This window comes from Algoriphagus sp. AK58 (genome assembly GCF_014324365.1).
Taxonomy (GTDB): Bacteria; Bacteroidota; Bacteroidia; order Cytophagales; family Cyclobacteriaceae; genus Algoriphagus.
The window spans coordinates 42,206-57,928 of the sequence record NZ_QEIG01000002.1; the positions used below are offsets into that span (position 1 = coordinate 42,206).

General features: G+C 44.6%; 9 protein-coding genes. 3 read left to right on the plus strand and 6 right to left on the minus strand.

Features of this window, described 5'->3' with window-relative positions:
- Window positions 1–89 precede the first annotated feature (89 nt).
- Window positions 90–1,757: a PQQ-dependent sugar dehydrogenase gene (locus DDT91_RS01295; RefSeq protein ID WP_187174314.1), complete on the plus strand. Its 1,668-nt coding sequence runs from the start codon at window positions 90–92 to the stop codon at window positions 1,755–1,757.
- Window positions 1,758–1,844: 87 nt separating this feature from the next.
- Window positions 1,845–2,909, plus strand: a complete 1,065-nt coding sequence (locus tag DDT91_RS01300; protein WP_187174315.1) for a PAS domain-containing sensor histidine kinase — start codon at window positions 1,845–1,847, stop codon at window positions 2,907–2,909.
- On the opposite strand, the gene DDT91_RS01305 is transcribed toward DDT91_RS01300, so the two are convergent.
- The 5 genes from DDT91_RS01305 to DDT91_RS01325 all read right to left on the minus strand — a co-directional run bounded on the left by DDT91_RS01305 (window position 2,906) and on the right by DDT91_RS01325 (window position 11,792).
- Window positions 2,906–4,513, minus strand: a complete 1,608-nt coding sequence (locus tag DDT91_RS01305) for a GMC family oxidoreductase (protein WP_187174316.1) — start codon at window positions 4,511–4,513, stop codon at window positions 2,906–2,908. The genes DDT91_RS01300 and DDT91_RS01305 overlap by 4 nt on opposite strands.
- Window positions 4,514–4,652: 139 nt before the next feature.
- Window positions 4,653–6,308 (minus strand): alpha-glucan family phosphorylase, encoded by a 1,656-nt coding sequence (glgP, locus tag DDT91_RS01310; protein WP_187174317.1) that lies wholly within the window; start codon window positions 6,306–6,308, stop codon window positions 4,653–4,655.
- An 85-nt stretch (window positions 6,309–6,393) separates the two neighbouring features.
- Window positions 6,394–6,765 carry a hypothetical protein gene (locus DDT91_RS01315; protein WP_187174318.1) on the minus strand — a complete coding sequence of 124 codons (372 nt, stop codon included), beginning with the start codon at window positions 6,763–6,765 and terminating at the stop codon, window positions 6,394–6,396.
- Between the two features lie 85 nt (window positions 6,766–6,850).
- On the minus strand, window positions 6,851–8,518 hold the full coding sequence (locus DDT91_RS01320) for a carboxylesterase/lipase family protein (RefSeq protein ID WP_187174319.1): 1,668 nt from the start codon (window positions 8,516–8,518) through the stop codon (window positions 6,851–6,853).
- 118 nt (window positions 8,519–8,636) lie between these two features.
- The gene (locus DDT91_RS01325; RefSeq protein WP_187174320.1) at window positions 8,637–11,792 is read right to left on the minus strand and encodes an ATP-binding protein; all 3,156 of its coding nucleotides are present in this window, start codon (window positions 11,790–11,792) and stop codon (window positions 8,637–8,639) included.
- Between the two features lie 335 nt (window positions 11,793–12,127).
- On the opposite strand from DDT91_RS01325, the gene DDT91_RS01330 reads away from it, so the two are divergent.
- On the plus strand, window positions 12,128–15,412 hold the full coding sequence (locus DDT91_RS01330; RefSeq protein ID WP_187174321.1) for a S41 family peptidase: 3,285 nt from the start codon (window positions 12,128–12,130) through the stop codon (window positions 15,410–15,412).
- An 85-nt stretch (window positions 15,413–15,497) separates the two neighbouring features.
- Here the strand turns inward: DDT91_RS01330 and DDT91_RS01335 are convergent, their stop codons facing one another.
- Window positions 15,498–15,689 carry a hypothetical protein gene (locus DDT91_RS01335; RefSeq protein ID WP_187174322.1) on the minus strand — a complete coding sequence of 64 codons (192 nt, stop codon included), beginning with the start codon at window positions 15,687–15,689 and terminating at the stop codon, window positions 15,498–15,500.
- Window positions 15,690–15,723: the final 34 nt, after the last annotated feature.

The following is a 15,723-nucleotide window of genomic DNA, read 5'->3' on the forward strand; positions in this document are numbered from 1 at the left end:
GTAGCTTATGAAATGGATTCCGAAGAAATTCCCGCAAAGAAAAAGGCAAGGAGTTTTTCCATGAAAAGGAAAGCCCCAAATTAGTATCGATGAAAAATCTGTCTACCGTCCTCTTGTTGTCAGCGTTTTTGCTATTTTCCTGTGATCCCGGGAAAAAAGAATTTGGCTTGGAGATTTCCACCGATGCCAGTCAAATTTTAAAAGGAAAAACGTTATTCGAGCAACAATGCTCCACCTGTCATAATTTCAATGAAGACGCCATCGGTCCTAATCTCAGTGGGCTTACCCGACAGATCGAGACCCAATGGATTCGTGATTTTATCAAAAACCCAGCTGCTGTCCTTGAGGCAAAAGATCCGCGTGCTGTGGAGCTCCTGGCAAAGTATAAAACCCAAATGCCTGGTTTTCCGGCATTGACAGACCAGGATATCGAGTCCTTGCTGAGTTACATGCATACCTTTGAGACCCTGCCGATTCCAATCAGTGGCGATACCACTTCCAATCTTATTCCTGAGAAAGTCCAGGACTCTGGAATTCGGCTAGAACTTGAGCTTTTCACCCAACTCCCCGCATCAGACACCGTTCCGCCTTTGGCAAAAATGACCAAAATGGAGCCCATTCCCGGCACCCAACGACTTTTTATCAACGACCAAAGAATTGGCCTTTACGAAATAGAAAACCAAAAGCCAGTACTTTACCTCAACCTGAAAGAAAAGCGACCCGCGATGGTCAGCAAGCCCGGTTGGGCAACAGGTGTCGGCAGTTTTGCATTTCACCCTGAGTTTGAAAAAAACGGGCTTTTCTATACTTCCCACACCGAACCGGGAGGCACTGCACCTTCGGACTTTGGCTACACCGATAGCTTAGAGGTATTTATGCAATGGGTCTTGACCGAGTGGAAGGCCGAAGATCCCAAAGCCAAAGTCTTCAAAGGAAGCGACCGTGAAATCCTGAGAATCGACAACGCTTCTCAGGCCCATGGAATGCAGGAATTGACGTTTAATCCTTATTCCAAAAATGGCGATGCAGATTATGGTCTGCTCTACATCGGTTATGGAGATGGTGGAACAGCCGAAAAACGCTTTGCTGGGATCTCCAATCATCAGGGAAAGGGTATTTACAGTAGCATACTGAGGATAGATCCAGCTGGCAAAGACGGCAAAAACGGAAAATATGGCATTCCAAAAATCAATCCTTTTGCGGGCAAGCCTGGGATGGCCGGAGAAATCATTGCTTATGGATTCCGCAATCCCAATCGTGTCTTTTGGGATGACAAGGGAAATCTTCATGCTACCGATATTGGTCAACACAGCATTGAGGAAATCAACCGGATCGAGCCGGGTAAGTTTTATGGCTGGCCCATTCGAGAAGGCGCTTTTGTTATCAATCCTTTCGGAAGTTTTCGCACTCTTTACCCATTGCCTGCGGATGATGCGAAATTTGGAGTTTCCTATCCACTGATTCAATTGGAGCATGATGAGACTGTGGCAGTCATCGGTGGATATATGGTGTCAGAAGGGCCTTTGAAAGGTAAATTTGTTTTTGGAGACGTGCCTTCCGGAAGGTTGTTTTTTGCTGATCTCCATGAATCCTCCAATCCGGAAGTAAAGTCTTGGGGGGTTACTTTTGAAGGAAAAGAAGTGTCAATGAAAACACTCGTCAATCACGACCGGGTGGACTTGAAATTTGGAATCGATTCGGATAAAAAAGTGTATATCATGAGTAAAACTGAAGGCAAGGTGTATAAACTCAAATAGTCCATGCAGATAGGTTTTATTGAGTCTTATCAAAAAAAAGATACAAAAGAGTCACTTTGATCCTACCTTTTGGCTAGCTCCCAAACCATGGAATCACCCAACTTCGACTACGAGCTTTTCTTCGAGCTATCGCCAGACCTTTTGTGTATAGCCAGTTATGATGGTTATTTCAAAAAGGTAAATTCATCGGTTTCCAAGGCACTTGGCTATTCGATGGAGGAACTTTACAGTCGACCAATCAATGACTTTGTACACCCCGAAGATAAGTTTACTACCGCCAGAGTCCGGGAGCAGCTACATCAATCCAAACCCTTACTGAATTTCGAAAACCGGTATTTGACTAAAACCGGAGAAACGGTATGGCTTTCTTGGACTTCTATGCCCGTGGATAGCCAAAAGGTTGTGTTTGCCATCGCTAAAAACATTACCCATAAAAAAGAAATTGAAGCTCAGAGAAATTCTCTTCTTTCGCAATTGAGTCAGTTAAATCAAGAGTTGAAGCAGCTGACCTTTTCTACGTCCCATGATCTTCGGGCACCGGTAAACAACCTTCTTTTGGTCTTTGACCTATTGGATGTCAATAAAATAGAAGATCAAGAAACACTTGAGTTGATTCAACTGCTTAGAAACTCCGGAAAAAGACTTTCTGATACTCTCAATAAATATGTGGATATCCTAAAGGAGCGTCATGAAAAAGAAGTTCTGAAAGAAAGAGTAAATTTTGACCAGATCCTGAATTCGGTATTGGACTCAATCAAAACATTAATAGAGTCTTCAAAAGCCAAATTGACTATAGATTTTTCTGTGATTAATCTGGTGGAATTCAACTCGGCATATATGGAAAGTATCTTTCTAAACTTGATAACCAATTCGATTAAGTATGCTCGACCAGGAATTCCCCCAGAAATTTTCATTTATTCAGGAGTTCATCAAGGCCAAGTTCAATTAATCATAGAGGATAAGGGACTTGGGATGGATTTGAAAAAAATCGGGAATAAGATTTTTAAAATCAACCAGTCTTTTCATGGCCACCCCAATAGTAAAGGAGTCGGATTGTATCTAGTCTATCATCATGTTACTTCTTTGGGAGGAAAAATTGAAGTAGAAAGTGAAGTGAACCAAGGCACCCGATTCACTATCACTTTTCCTTAGTTTGTATCCTTTAAAATTAATTCGGAAGCCTTTTCTCCGATCATGATCACAGCTGCATTCGTGTTACCTGCCACAATGGTGGGCATAATGGATGCATCTGCGACTCGTAGGCCTTCAATTCCAATGACCTGTAGTTTGGAATTGACCACAGCATCAGGATCATGTCCCATTTTGCAGGTACCTACCGGATGATAGATCGTTTCGACTCGTTGGCGTATCAGCTCGATGATTCCTTGGTCGGTCTGATCCAATGGGCAGACTAGTTCTTTTATATGTGGTTTGAACGCTTCCTGTGCGAAAATTTCAAGGGCTTTCTTCGCTCCGTTGACCAAGGTAATCAGATCTTCTTCCTCAGAAAGAAACTTAGGCTGAATGATTGGAGCTTCCAAGGCATGGCTTGATCGGATTCCGACATATCCGATGCTTTTGGGCTTAAGCAAACTTGGTAAAATGGTAAATCCATCTTCTTTGGGATAGGTGTCCAGATTGTACAGGTCTGTTTTGCCGTCATTTCCAACCTGGATTGGAGTAAAATGGAGCTGAAAATCCACCGGTTTGTCTATTTGAGTCGAGTAAAAAGCCACTGCCTCCAAAGGGCTGCAGGTTAGGACCCCTTTGCTGGTGATCAAGTATTGGATAAAATCTTTGGCTTGATTCCAAGGGGTGAGGTGATGATTGAAGCCCTCTTGAGTCTTGGAAAAAGCGGATACCGGGAAGAACAAATGATCTTGAAGGTTCTTTCCAACTCCGGGAAGCGATTTCACCAGATCTATTCTCTTATTTTTTAACTCTTCCGGCTCTCCGATTCCTGAAAGCATCAATAGTTGGGGAGATTGAAATGCCCCGGCACAAAGGATTACTTCTTTTTTAGCAAGGATTCTTTCGCTTGAGTTTTTTCCGGTGAAGTACTCCACTCCTACTGCCCGATCCTTTTGGATCAGAATTTTCTTCACTTGGGACTGCGTAAGGACTTTTAGGTTTTTGCGAGAAAGGATGGGTTTTAAAAAGGCCTCTGCAGTACTATGCCTTTTTCCGTTTTTGATAGTAAACTGAAAGTACCCTGCTCCTTCTTGTTTTTCTCCGTTATAGTCCGGACTGGCAGGAATCCCGGCTTGTATGCATGCTTCTACAAAAGCCCGGGCATAGGGAGTTTGGTGACTTTTGGCAAATTCGACATGCAGGGCCCCATTTTTCCCATGAAAAGAATCATTCAAATCAGCATTATGCTCAGATTTTTTGAAATAGGGCAATACGGAATCATAACCCCAGCCAGGGTTTCCAAGATTTTCCCACTCATCGAAGTCTGCTTTGTTTCCCCGTACGTATGCCATGGCATTGGTTGAACTTGAGCCTCCGAGCACTTTTCCTCTTGGAAGGTAAATGCGGCGGTTATTCACAAACTCCTGAGCCTCGGTCCAAAACCCCCAATCCACTGCTGTTCGGTGGAGCTTCCCATATCCCCCGGGAATTCCGATCTCCTTCTTTTTTGCCGGCCCTCCTGCTTCAATCAGGAGGACTGAAAATTCTCCATTTTCACTTAGCCGATTAGCCAAGACACATCCGGCGGATCCTGCTCCTACTATAATGTAGTCAAATGATTGCATATGGTGTGGGATTCAAAAAGAATGAGCGAATTACTTTCACAAAAGATAAAAAATTAATTGACCAGTTCGTCAACCCTAGATATAAACAAAAACTGCCCTGATTTTCAGGGCAGTTGTTCGATTGGAGAGCGAAGGAAGATCAATGGTACATCAATTCATAGTATTCCCTTGCCATACGGTTACTTTCAAATTCATGCCTTACATCGTGCATACCGGCCTGGACGATATCTCTCCACTTCCTCTTATTGCTATAGTAAAGCGGTAAAATCTCCCCTTTTAGAATTTCATAAAGGTGATCCAGGTCATGCTCATCCTGATCCTGGATACTTAGGTTGTGATAATCGGCTTGAGGGACGATAAAGCAGTTTTCACCATGACGGGCAAATTCACAGATCCAGCCGTCAAATGTACTGAAGTTGACAGCTCCGTTCATGGAGGCAGTCATACCGCTGGTACCTGATGCCTCTCTGGGAACTCTAGGATTGTTGAGCCAAATGTCTGATGCTTGTTTCAACCTCTTGCTTAGCGCAAGTTCATATCCTACGCATACCGCTACATTTTTGTACTTTTTGCTAAGGTGTACCAGGGAATTAAACACCGATATAGCTCCATAATCCATAGGATAGGGTTTTCCAGCCCATATGATTTGGACAGGATGCTGGGTATTACTTACCAATTCTTCAAATTTTTCCATGTTTTGGGTGATCAGATCCGGGCGCTTATATGCCGCAAATCGTCTTGCCCATACAATGGTCAGGACATCAGGATCTAAGATTTTTCCGGTTTGATCAGCCACAATTTCGAACGCCCTTTTCTTTAAATACCGTTTTCTGTCATCAAATCCTTCATTGTCAGCTTCCTCCATAAATCGATAAAGCTGTTTATCTGCCCAATATTTCCAGTTTTGAGCATTGGTAATGGATTGAATCTTTGGAATGTCGTCATAGTGACCCCACATTTTGCGACTCACCTCTCCGTGCAGTTTACTGACTCCATTGGCCTCCCTTGCAAAACGCAGCGCCGCCAAGCTGTGGTTGAACATATTTCCTTCGATCCCAGTCATCTGATGAACCTCAGCAATGCTAAACCCATAGAAATAGCTCATTTTGTCACAGAGGTAAAACTCGTGCTTCTCATTTCCTGCCTCTTCCGGTGTGTGAGTGGTAAAGACCAGGCGTTTTCTGACTTCTTCCTTGCTACCAAATTTCTTCATGAGGTAGAATACACTGCTGACTCCATGTGCTTCATTCAGGTGATATACATCCGGATTGAAGTTGAGCTCGTCAATCAATTTGGCACCTCCCAATCCCAAAATCATCATTTGGGCTATTTTGGCAGCTGTGTCAGAATCGTACAGCTTGTGAGTGATGGTTTGACTGAGGTAGTCATTCTCAGGCAAGTCCGTACTTAACAAAAATAGCGGAGCTGACTTGAAGGTTTCAGGTGGTAAATACCAAGCCTTGACCCATACGGGTTGATTGTGGACTGGTACGGTAAATTTGATCCCGGTGTCTACCAGGAAGCTGTACGTTTTTTCATACCATTCGGGCTTCAGCGTTTGATCCTGGTTTCGGCTTTGGTCATAATAGCCATACTTCCAGAGTATTCCGATTCCGATGAGGTTTTGTTTTAACTCATAAGCGCTTCGCAAATGTGAACCGGAAAGGAATCCCAATCCCCCGCTGTAGATCTTGAGAGGTTGGTGAATGGCAAATTCCATGGAGAAATAGGCCACGGATTTAGAGTATTCCGGAGTGGTTGGGTAAGGAACTTTATAATTTCTAAAATCTGTCATAGGTCAATAGTTTAGGGCCAAAAGTTAAGGGAATCCTTCGATTGTAAAGGTTTCAGGTTATTTTTTCTAAGGGGATTTGTGGTAATTAATTTTTTCCTGCGAGGAAAAAGATACCATAGATCAGGTATGAACCGACGAACGTCACAGGCATGACAATGACCAAGCCGATCATAAGCTCAAAAGGGAAAAGGTTGTGAGAACTTGGATCTAAGGTGAGATCGAACACTATGCGAGATAACATCCCAAGCATTACACCGAAGGTTACTCTCAATGCATTTTGGGCGGGTTCATTTTTTCGGATCAATCCCGCAATAATCACTGCTAGTAAAGCTCCTGGAGCTTTGATGAAATAAAGAGATTCATAGAGTGCTCGTTCCTCTGAAAAGTCTGCCGTCCAATATCCCAAAGCTCCCACCATAAAGCCAAGTGTGAGAATCAACCAATTGATTTTCTTCATAGTAATTCAATAAAAAAGACTTGAATAATCAAAAAGCCGAAACTTTCTGAAATATCCAAGTCTTTGATTGTATTCGATTTAGAAATTATGCCGCTGGAAGTGCTTTTCTCGCTTCTCGATCCGGATCATTTTTCACTTCACAAGTGTCATTCAGGATCATGGTCTCTCCATTTTCAGCAGTGAATTTTGGCCAGTTAGGAAGAGTTCCTGTATTTGGATTTCCTGTTTTCATAAAGGCTAAAAGGGAAGCAGACATTTTCTCAGAAAGCAATCTGGGACGCTTACCTCCTCCAGTATGCGTGTACATCCGATCGGTATTGTCGTACCAAAAGCAAATATCGATGCAATGGAACGCCCGCATCCGCCCATTGTACAGATTAGGCTCCCAGCCAAACCATGCCATGTAAACAGGAGCTTTCTGTTTGGCTTTCGCGTTTCCGCAGGCCACGGCATTTGCCCGATTGGATGCGGCTAGCGTCATGATCTCAGCTGGTTTTTTTCCGGGGAAATTGGCCGCATAAGCCCGATAGACTTCCGCTGACTTGTCACCAAACCGTTGCTTCATCGCCTCGATGATTTCTGCTTCTCCAGCATTATCAAGTTGTGCATTGGTGCGGGTAGCGCCCCATTCGTGAAAAGTCGTGCAGATCATCAGTGGCATATCAGCCGTGTGGTCATTGGGATTGGAGAAAAATTCCCCTTTGGGCACATGCACCCCATCCGCCACAGGACCAAATCCGCCTCGGAATCCCGGTTGTGGATTTTCCTTTCGCATTCGGTCCAGCGCTTTGTTGGCTATATCGAGGTATTCTCTCCAAGGAATTTCCTGAAGTTTATCCACCTCTGAGGTAGAAAGTCCAGCAGCTTCCAATACAAACTGACCCAGTTTGCGGCTGTATTCCTGATCATTCGCCCGCAGCATACTGCCGCTGAGTGCGACACCTTTGTGTACAATTCCTTTGGCTGCCGGCATGGACATGGTGCAGGTTACTTTGGCCCCGCCCCCGGATTGACCCATGATGGTGACATTACTTGGATCTCCGCCAAAGTTGGCGATGTTGTCACGTACCCATTCCAGGGAGGCGATGATATCGAGCTGGCTGACATTGCCTGAAGCAGCATATTTCTCCCCTCCTACTCCCGACAGGTCTGTGAATCCAATCGGACCCAGTCGGTGATTGATGGACACAAAAACCACATCCTTCCCCTTGGCAAAATTTTCTCCGTGGTAGCCATCCTGCTCGATTCCGTTGCCATTGGTGAATCCTCCCCCATGCAGCCAGACCAGTACCGGACGTTTTTTACCATCGGCAAGTCCGTTGGTCCAGACATTGAGTTTTAGGCAGTCTTCGCTGACATCGTCATAGTTCCAATGATCAGCAAAGGAATAATGGACATTGGCGTATCGTCGATCCATGATTTGCGGAGCTGTATTTCCCCACCAGATGGTATCCTTGATTCCCTCCCATTTTTCAGGTTTTTGTGGAGGCATAAATCGGTTTTTGCCGGAAGTATCGGCACCATAAGGAACTCCGAGGAAAGTGTATACCCCATTAAGCTGATATCCGCGGATTTTTCCATAGGAAGTATTGGCTACCGCAATGTCGTCTCCGATAAAGAGGTATTGCTCATCTGAATCGGCTAAATTCTGATTTTGCTGAACAGAAGAAGCCTGGGAAGAAAATGGAACAGCAGCAACACCTGCCGCACCAAGCCCGATTTTCTGTAAAAAGTCGCGTCGGTTATTTTTCATGGATGGTAATGGTTTAGTGTCAATTCTATTGTCTCAAATTGAGAAAATGGAATTGAATTTCCTATCCTTTGAAATTGATTTTAAAGGCATTAATACCTGAAATAGGCCGAATTTCACTTCATGCGGGAAGATGAATACTGAATTGGGTTCCTTTTCCCTCCTCAGATTCCACCTTCAGCTCTCCTCCATGCGCCTTGATGATGTCGTAGCTTAAGGATAAACCCAGACCTGTACCCTCACCGGCAGGTTTGGTGGTAAAGAATGGCTGGAAAATCTTTTCTTTGATGGAATCAGGGATTCCTGAACCGTTGTCCGAAATTGAAATTTTCACCCCCTTGCCTTCCTCATAAAGGCAGGTGGAGACGGTAATGCTCGGTTTATAATCAGGCTCTCCCTTTTTGGCCCGGTCATTTACTGCATAGAATGCATTGTTGATCAGGTTGAGGATTACCCGCCCTAGATCCTGGGATACCACGGGGATTTTGGGGATGTTGGGATCCAAATCAGTTTTGAAGTCAGCCGAGAAACTTTTGTCCTTAGCTCTCAATCCGTGGAAGCTGAGTCGAAGACATTCGTCTGCCAAGGCATTGATATCGGTCAGCTCTTTTTCGCTTGAACTTTTTCTGCTGTGGGCCAGCATGCCTCTTACGATGGATCCGGCACGCTTGCCGTGATGATGGATTTTTTTGAGGTTTTCCTTCAGGTCAGTGGCTATTTCTTTTACTTCCTCCAAATCTCCTTTCTCTATTTCCTCCGTCATTTCATCGATGAGCTCTACTCCAAGTTCAGAGAAATTATTCACAAAATTCAGTGGGTTCTGAATCTCATGGGCGATGCCTGCGGTGAGCTCGCCAAGGGAGGCCATCTTTTCGGATTGGATCAGTTGGGCTTGGGTGGATTTGAGGTCTGCGAGGGATTTTTCCAAAGCAGCGGTTCGCTCATTAACCCTTTCTTCCAAAAGGAGGTTTTCAGCTTTGAGCTTTCGAGAGCGCCATTTTACGATGCCTGTAATTGCAGCACCAATAAGCAAGGCATAGAGTATATAAGCCCACCAAGTGGCATACCAAGGAGCGAGAACTACAAATGAATAGACCGATTCCTCGCTGATTCTTCCCGTATGGGCCATTGCCCGTACATGGAAAGTATAGGTGCCGGGAGAAAGGTTGGTGTACTCCTTGAAGCGGTTGTCATTCCAGTCCACCCAATCAGAATCAAAACCCTCCAAATAGGTCTGATACTTGGTTTTCTTCTCCTCTTCGAAATACGGCGCCGCAAATTCAAAGCGGTAGGAATTCTCTTTTCGTTCTACAGCAGGCACATCCTTTTTTCTACCGTAAAAAGGCAAGGGAATGGTATCGGTCTTGGTTTCTATACGCCGGATCAGCGTGAAAAATTCCTTATCGGTCTGATTGTCTTTTTTGGGGTCGTAGCGGATTAAACCTTTGGGAGATCCAAACCACATGATGCTATCCTCGTCGATAAAATCTACTTGAGATAAATAAGGGGTTATGGAATTGGGTCTCTCGTCCTTAACAAATTTCCCTTCAGTATTCCGCTTGAGGATATACTTCTTTTTATCTAATGATTCATACCAGAGAATGCCTGATTTGTATTGGGTGAAATCATATAGATCTTTCTCCACAGCACTAAAGTCTTCTGTAGCCACAAATTTTCCATCCTCCGATGAATACTTCTGCATGCCCTGAGGGGAAGTCATATAAAACTCTCCATTAATCATGGAAAAAGAACCCGAAGGATCTACATCAAAAACAGTCGGTTTGATGACCTGATTTCCTATGGATTCCACCCCATTATCCTCTATTTCCAGTACATATAGCTTTCCTTGACCACTTGTAAAAATTTTTCCATCTTTTCCTTCATTAAAATAGTTTGAGATTGGGCCTATTCCCGGAACTTTTCCCCTTAATTCCCATGGGAATTGTTTGGAAAGGCCTTTTTCATAGAGAAGAAGCCCCGTGGTAGTTCCAACTAAAAGTAGATTTGGGTAATCTTTTGGAATAATTGAAGTTTGTGGTCGGCTCCCAACTTCTGGAAAATCCAAACGAATGGCTTTACCATCCCGAATTACCTGCAAACTTATTCCAGGAACAATCAAATCTTCCCCATCACCCAACAATTCAACAATTTCTCTATTCTCATTTTGCAAGCCTGATTTGAATTCCCTTTCAATCGCATCAAATTTGATCAAACCAGTATTGGTCCCTAAATAAAGTTCATCCCCTTTTTTTTCGATGGAACGAACTGCTGAGTTGATTCCCAAGTCTTTTCCAAAACTAAGAATCGGAGAATCTATTGCTATCCTGGCCATACCGTCCTCCGTTGTTACCCAAAGCCCATTGTTTTTTTCAAGGTAAATACCTGTTACCACATCCGAATTCAGGCCTTGCTCAGATCCTATCCTTTTGAGTATTTCTCCTTTGGGATTCATGATCACTACTCCCCCACCTAAGAAGCTGAGGATATAGTTTCCCTGATGGGATATTGCACCGTAAAGTTGATTTCCTTCTTGGATCACTGGGTCTACTTCGGTCGGAAACTTTGTTAAAGTACCTTTCTCCAAAAAATAGAACCCTGTGTTCACTCCACCAAGAAGTATGGTATTACTATTCTTTTCAGGATAGGGGAGCATCACACTTACAGCCTCTTTTCCAAAAATAATTTCGGTACCTGGAATCAAGGTTAATTCCTCACCTTCGAGTAGGAATAAACCTCCTTCTACTTTTCGGACATAAAATTGATTTCCAACCAAAAAACCTTTTCCAAACCGTGTTTCTGACAGCCATGATTTTAGGGATTTTAAGCTGAAGTCTTCCCCCAATTCCAATCTGATGATGTAATTCTGACTTCGAAGTAGGATAAATTCATTCAAAAATAAGATATCAAAGATGATTAATCCGGATTTCAGTTCCTCAGGAATTAGGTGCAATAGCGAAACTGCCCTCGCTTTACCTTTTTCGTCAATTTCCAGATAGCCAAAATCAAGGCCCCCGTAAAAAATTCTTCCCTTGCTGTCCTTTGTCAGACTTCTTACGGTTACATAATCCCTGATATTAAAAATAGAACGCCAGGAAACCCCGTCATATTCAAACATTCCACCTGTCGTTCCAAAATACATCAGTCCAGCCTCGCTCTGTATGGCAGCCCAGACCGATGGACTTCCTCCATACTCCTCGGAAGTATAAACCGAAACCGGGAGTCTTCCGATCTGTTCGAGGATGGATTGTCCAATAGAACTCTTGGGAAATAGGGTCAAAAAACTGAGCGTAAAAAAAAGAACTAGGCGAATTGAAAATGATCTCTTAAGAAGGGCCATAGAGTAAAGCAATGGATATTTGGTGGATTAAAAGACTTGAGTTCTTTTTAGAGAACTGAGCCTGAATTACTAGACATAAAGCTCAAATTTTTGGAAATCAGCAAAGTTTGTCCTCGATTTTGGCTTTTGGAAATACTTAATTATTAGTAAAATATTGCAAATAAGTTATTTGACCAAATAAATTTTGGCTAGTCCCAGTGGTATAAAAGAAAAGTCATCGCCTTCCATTTTTTCCTAACTTCCCACTCTCTCAGAATGACCCAAAGATTTCACTTATGAAAAAATTCTTTGTCCTCGCCCTAAGTCTGATTTCCCCATTGATCGGAATCAGCCAACCCACTCCAGGTTACTTTATGCACCCGGATGTCCACGGAAATACCGTCATCTTTGTGGCGGAAGGGGACCTGTGGAAAACTTCCCTCACAGGAGGCGAAGCCATCCGACTGACTACGCATGCAGGAGAAGAAAGCTCACCCAAAATCTCCCCGGATGGAAAATGGGTAGCCTATGCCGCCACTTACGAAGGACCGACAGAAGTGTATCTGATTCCAATCTCCGGAGGATTGCCTCGTCGATTGACTTACGAACCTGCTGCCTCGATCCCGACGGATTGGAAATCGGCTACCGAAGTCGCCTATGTGACCAATCAGTATTCCACTCTGCCACGCCTTAATACAGTACTGATTAATATCGAAAACGGAAACAAAAGTATCCTTCCGCTGGAAATGGCAGCCGAGGGGAGCTTCAATACCAGTGGTGACACGTATTACTTTGTCCGGCCGACTTTTCACAACAATGTGACCAAGCGCTATGAAGGAGGCACTGCCAGACAACTTTGGAAGTTTACCTCAGGGCAGGCTGAAGCCATCAAACTTACCAGCGACTACAAAGGAGAAGACCATCATCCTGTGTACCATAATGGGCGGGTGTATTTTCTTTCTTCCCGTGACGGTATTCAAAACGTCTGGTCCATGAACGAAAACGGCTCCGACCTGAAGCAGCATACCAAGCAGTCTAGCTTTGATGTACGGGAGCTTTCGCTTCATGGTACCAACCTGGTGTATCGATCCGGGGCAGATTTGTTTGTGCACGATTTGTCCAGCGCTCAGGAGAAGAAATTGGCGGTCAGCTTGACTTCTGATTTTGATCAGTTGAGAGAGTATTGGATCGATAATCCGGCCAGTTATATCAGTGCTATTTCTCTCAGCAATGACGGTGAAAAAGTGGCTTTGACTGCTCGTGGACGTGTTTTTGTCTTTCCGGCAAAGCAGGGAAGATCACTTCGTTTGAGCCAAAAAGACGGCGTTCGCTATCGGGATGCGGTTTTTTCTTCGGATGGAAAAGATATCCTGACCTTCTCTGACGAAAGCGGGGAGTTTGAAATCCACCAATATTCCGGCTTGGGACTAGATCAGGGAAAAAAGTTAAGCAGTGACGGTAAAACACTCAGATTTGGACTTTTGCCTTCTCCCGATGGGAAAAAGCTCGCTTACTATGACCTCAATAACGATCTCTGGATTCAGGATATAGCCACGGGCAAAAAAGTAAAAACCAATGCATCCGATGAGGATATCAGCGGTGCGATGTCCTGGTCTCCTGACAGCAAATGGCTGGCTTACGGACAGGCGGCTTCCAATACCTTTATGCAGCTTTTTATTTTCAATCCGGAAACAGGTAAGCGAATCCCTCTGACTTCCGACCGGACGAACAGTATGAACCCGCAATGGAGTCCGGATGGTAAGTGGATCTATTTCATGTCTGACCGGAATTTTGAATCCCGTATCGGATCCCCTTGGGGCACACGTCAACCCGAACCGTTCTGGGAAAAGCAAATCAAAATCTATCAGCTGGGCCTGAGAAAAGGCTTGGTTTCCCCTTTCCAACCCAAAAACGAACTTAAACCAGCCGAAGATAAAAAAGCAGAGGGACCTGTCACGGTTCAAATCGAGGAAGACGGACTTATGGATCGGGTCCGTGAAGTACCTGTTCCGGCTGGAAACTATAAGAATCTGATCGTTACCGATAAGGCTCTGTACTATCACCGAGTGGGACCGGGAATGGGCATTTATTTTGGAGGAGGTGCGTCCAATGAGGATAATCCCGCCCTGATGATGACGCCGATTGATGAGAAAGCCGAGCAAAAAGTCTTTGCTGATAAGATCAATAGCTTTGTCACTTCAGGAAATAATAAGTACGCAGTCCTCAGACAGGGCTCCAATCACTACGTGGTTGAGTTGGGAACCTCTCCGATTTCTGACCTCTCTAAAAACCGGTTGGACCTGAACGGCTGGAGGTTTTCTGTTGACCCACGGGAAGACTGGAAGCAAATCTACACCGATGCCTGGAGAATGGAGCGGGACTACTTCTACGACCGCAATATGCACGGCGTGGATTGGGACGCGATGTATCAAAAGTACCTGCCTTTGGTGGATCGAGTCACGACCCGTAGGGAGCTTTCGGATGTGATGGGAGAGTTGATCGGAGAGCTAAGCGTCTTGCATACTTCTGTAGGTGGAGGGGATCTGAGAAATGGCGATGATCAAATTCAGTTTGGGATGCTGGGAGCGAGATTTTCCAAAAATGACAAGCTGAGAGGTTACACTATTGATCATATTTTCCAGAGTGATCCGGACTATCCTGATGAAATGTCACCTTTGGCTCATCCGGATATGAATATTTCTGAAGGAGACGTAATCACCCATATCGATGGGGTTTCGGTCATGGATGCACCTGATTTGCTGTACCTCCTTCGTGACAAAGCCGGAAAACAAACCCGAATCAAAATGCTGAGCAGTGCCGGTGCAGACAAAGGTGACCGAATCATCGTTCCAATGTCTTCCTCTGCTGAGTCCAATCTCCGATACAATGAATGGGAGTATACCCGCCGTTTGATGGCTGAGGAAAAGTCAGGAGGAGATATCGGCTATGTACACCTGCGCGCGATGACCGCTCCGGATATCGGGCAATGGTACCGGGATTTTTATCCACAGTTTAAAAAGAAAGGTCTGGTCATCGACGTGCGCCACAATCGTGGAGGAAATATCGATTCCTTCATTTTGGAAAAGCTGATGCGGGAGGTTTTCTTCTATTGGAAGAGCCGAACCGGAGAACCGTATTGGAACATGCCGTATGCCTATCGCGGACATTTGGTTTTGCTCGTGGATGAGTTTACGGCTTCGGATGGGGAGGCTTTTGCAGAAGGCTTCCGCAGACTGGGCATGGGCAAAGCAATTGGTGCCCGTACTTGGGGAGGAGAAGTGTGGCTTTCCGGAGTGAATACGCTGACCGACAATGGTGTGGCAAGAGCGCCGATGAATGGGGTGTATGGAGTCGTTGGTGGGGACAACAACGACGGCGAAAAGACAGAATGGCTGATCGAAGGAGTTGGGTTTATCCCGGATATCGAAGTGATCAATCTACCCAAGGCGACTTTTGAAGGGAAAGATGCGCAGTTGGATGCTGCGATTGAGCATTTGAAAGAATTGATCAAAGCTGATCCTAGACCTATTCCAGCGCCGCCGGCTTATCCGGATAAGAGTTTTAAAAATGGGAAGAATTGATAATGCCTAGTGGTCGGTGGTGACACAGAACACGGCGAAATACAGGAAACAAAAAGAGGAAAGCCAATCTGGCTTTCCTCTTTTATTAGCCAATTTTCCCGTCTCCATTGATGTCTTTTCCGCTTTGCTCTTCGAGGACTTTCAGCGTTTTGATCAGGACTTCTTGGGTTTTGCGAAGCTCACTTTCCAAATAGGCAACTCGGGCTTCTAGCGTGGAGGATCTTGAGTTTTGTTCAGAGATTTGACTTTGTTGGAGGAGATTCCAGAATAGTCCCATGGTAGATTTTAGGTTAAGTTGATGGCCTTTTTAA

Coding starts and splice junctions, on each gene's coding strand:
- DDT91_RS01295 (WP_187174314.1), top strand. CDS start 90: ATGAAAAATCTGTCTACCGTCCTCTTGTTGTCAGCGTTTTTGCTATTT.
- DDT91_RS01300 (WP_187174315.1), top strand. CDS start 1,845: ATGGAATCACCCAACTTCGACTACGAGCTTTTCTTCGAGCTATCGCCA.
- DDT91_RS01305 (WP_187174316.1), bottom strand. CDS start 4,513: ATGCAATCATTTGACTACATTATAGTAGGAGCAGGATCCGCCGGATGT.
- glgP (WP_187174317.1), bottom strand. CDS start 6,308: ATGACAGATTTTAGAAATTATAAAGTTCCTTACCCAACCACTCCGGAA.
- DDT91_RS01315 (WP_187174318.1), bottom strand. CDS start 6,765: ATGAAGAAAATCAATTGGTTGATTCTCACACTTGGCTTTATGGTGGGA.
- DDT91_RS01320 (WP_187174319.1), bottom strand. CDS start 8,518: ATGAAAAATAACCGACGCGACTTTTTACAGAAAATCGGGCTTGGTGCG.
- DDT91_RS01330 (WP_187174321.1), top strand. CDS start 12,128: ATGAAAAAATTCTTTGTCCTCGCCCTAAGTCTGATTTCCCCATTGATC.
- DDT91_RS01335 (WP_187174322.1), bottom strand. CDS start 15,689: ATGGGACTATTCTGGAATCTCCTCCAACAAAGTCAAATCTCTGAACAA.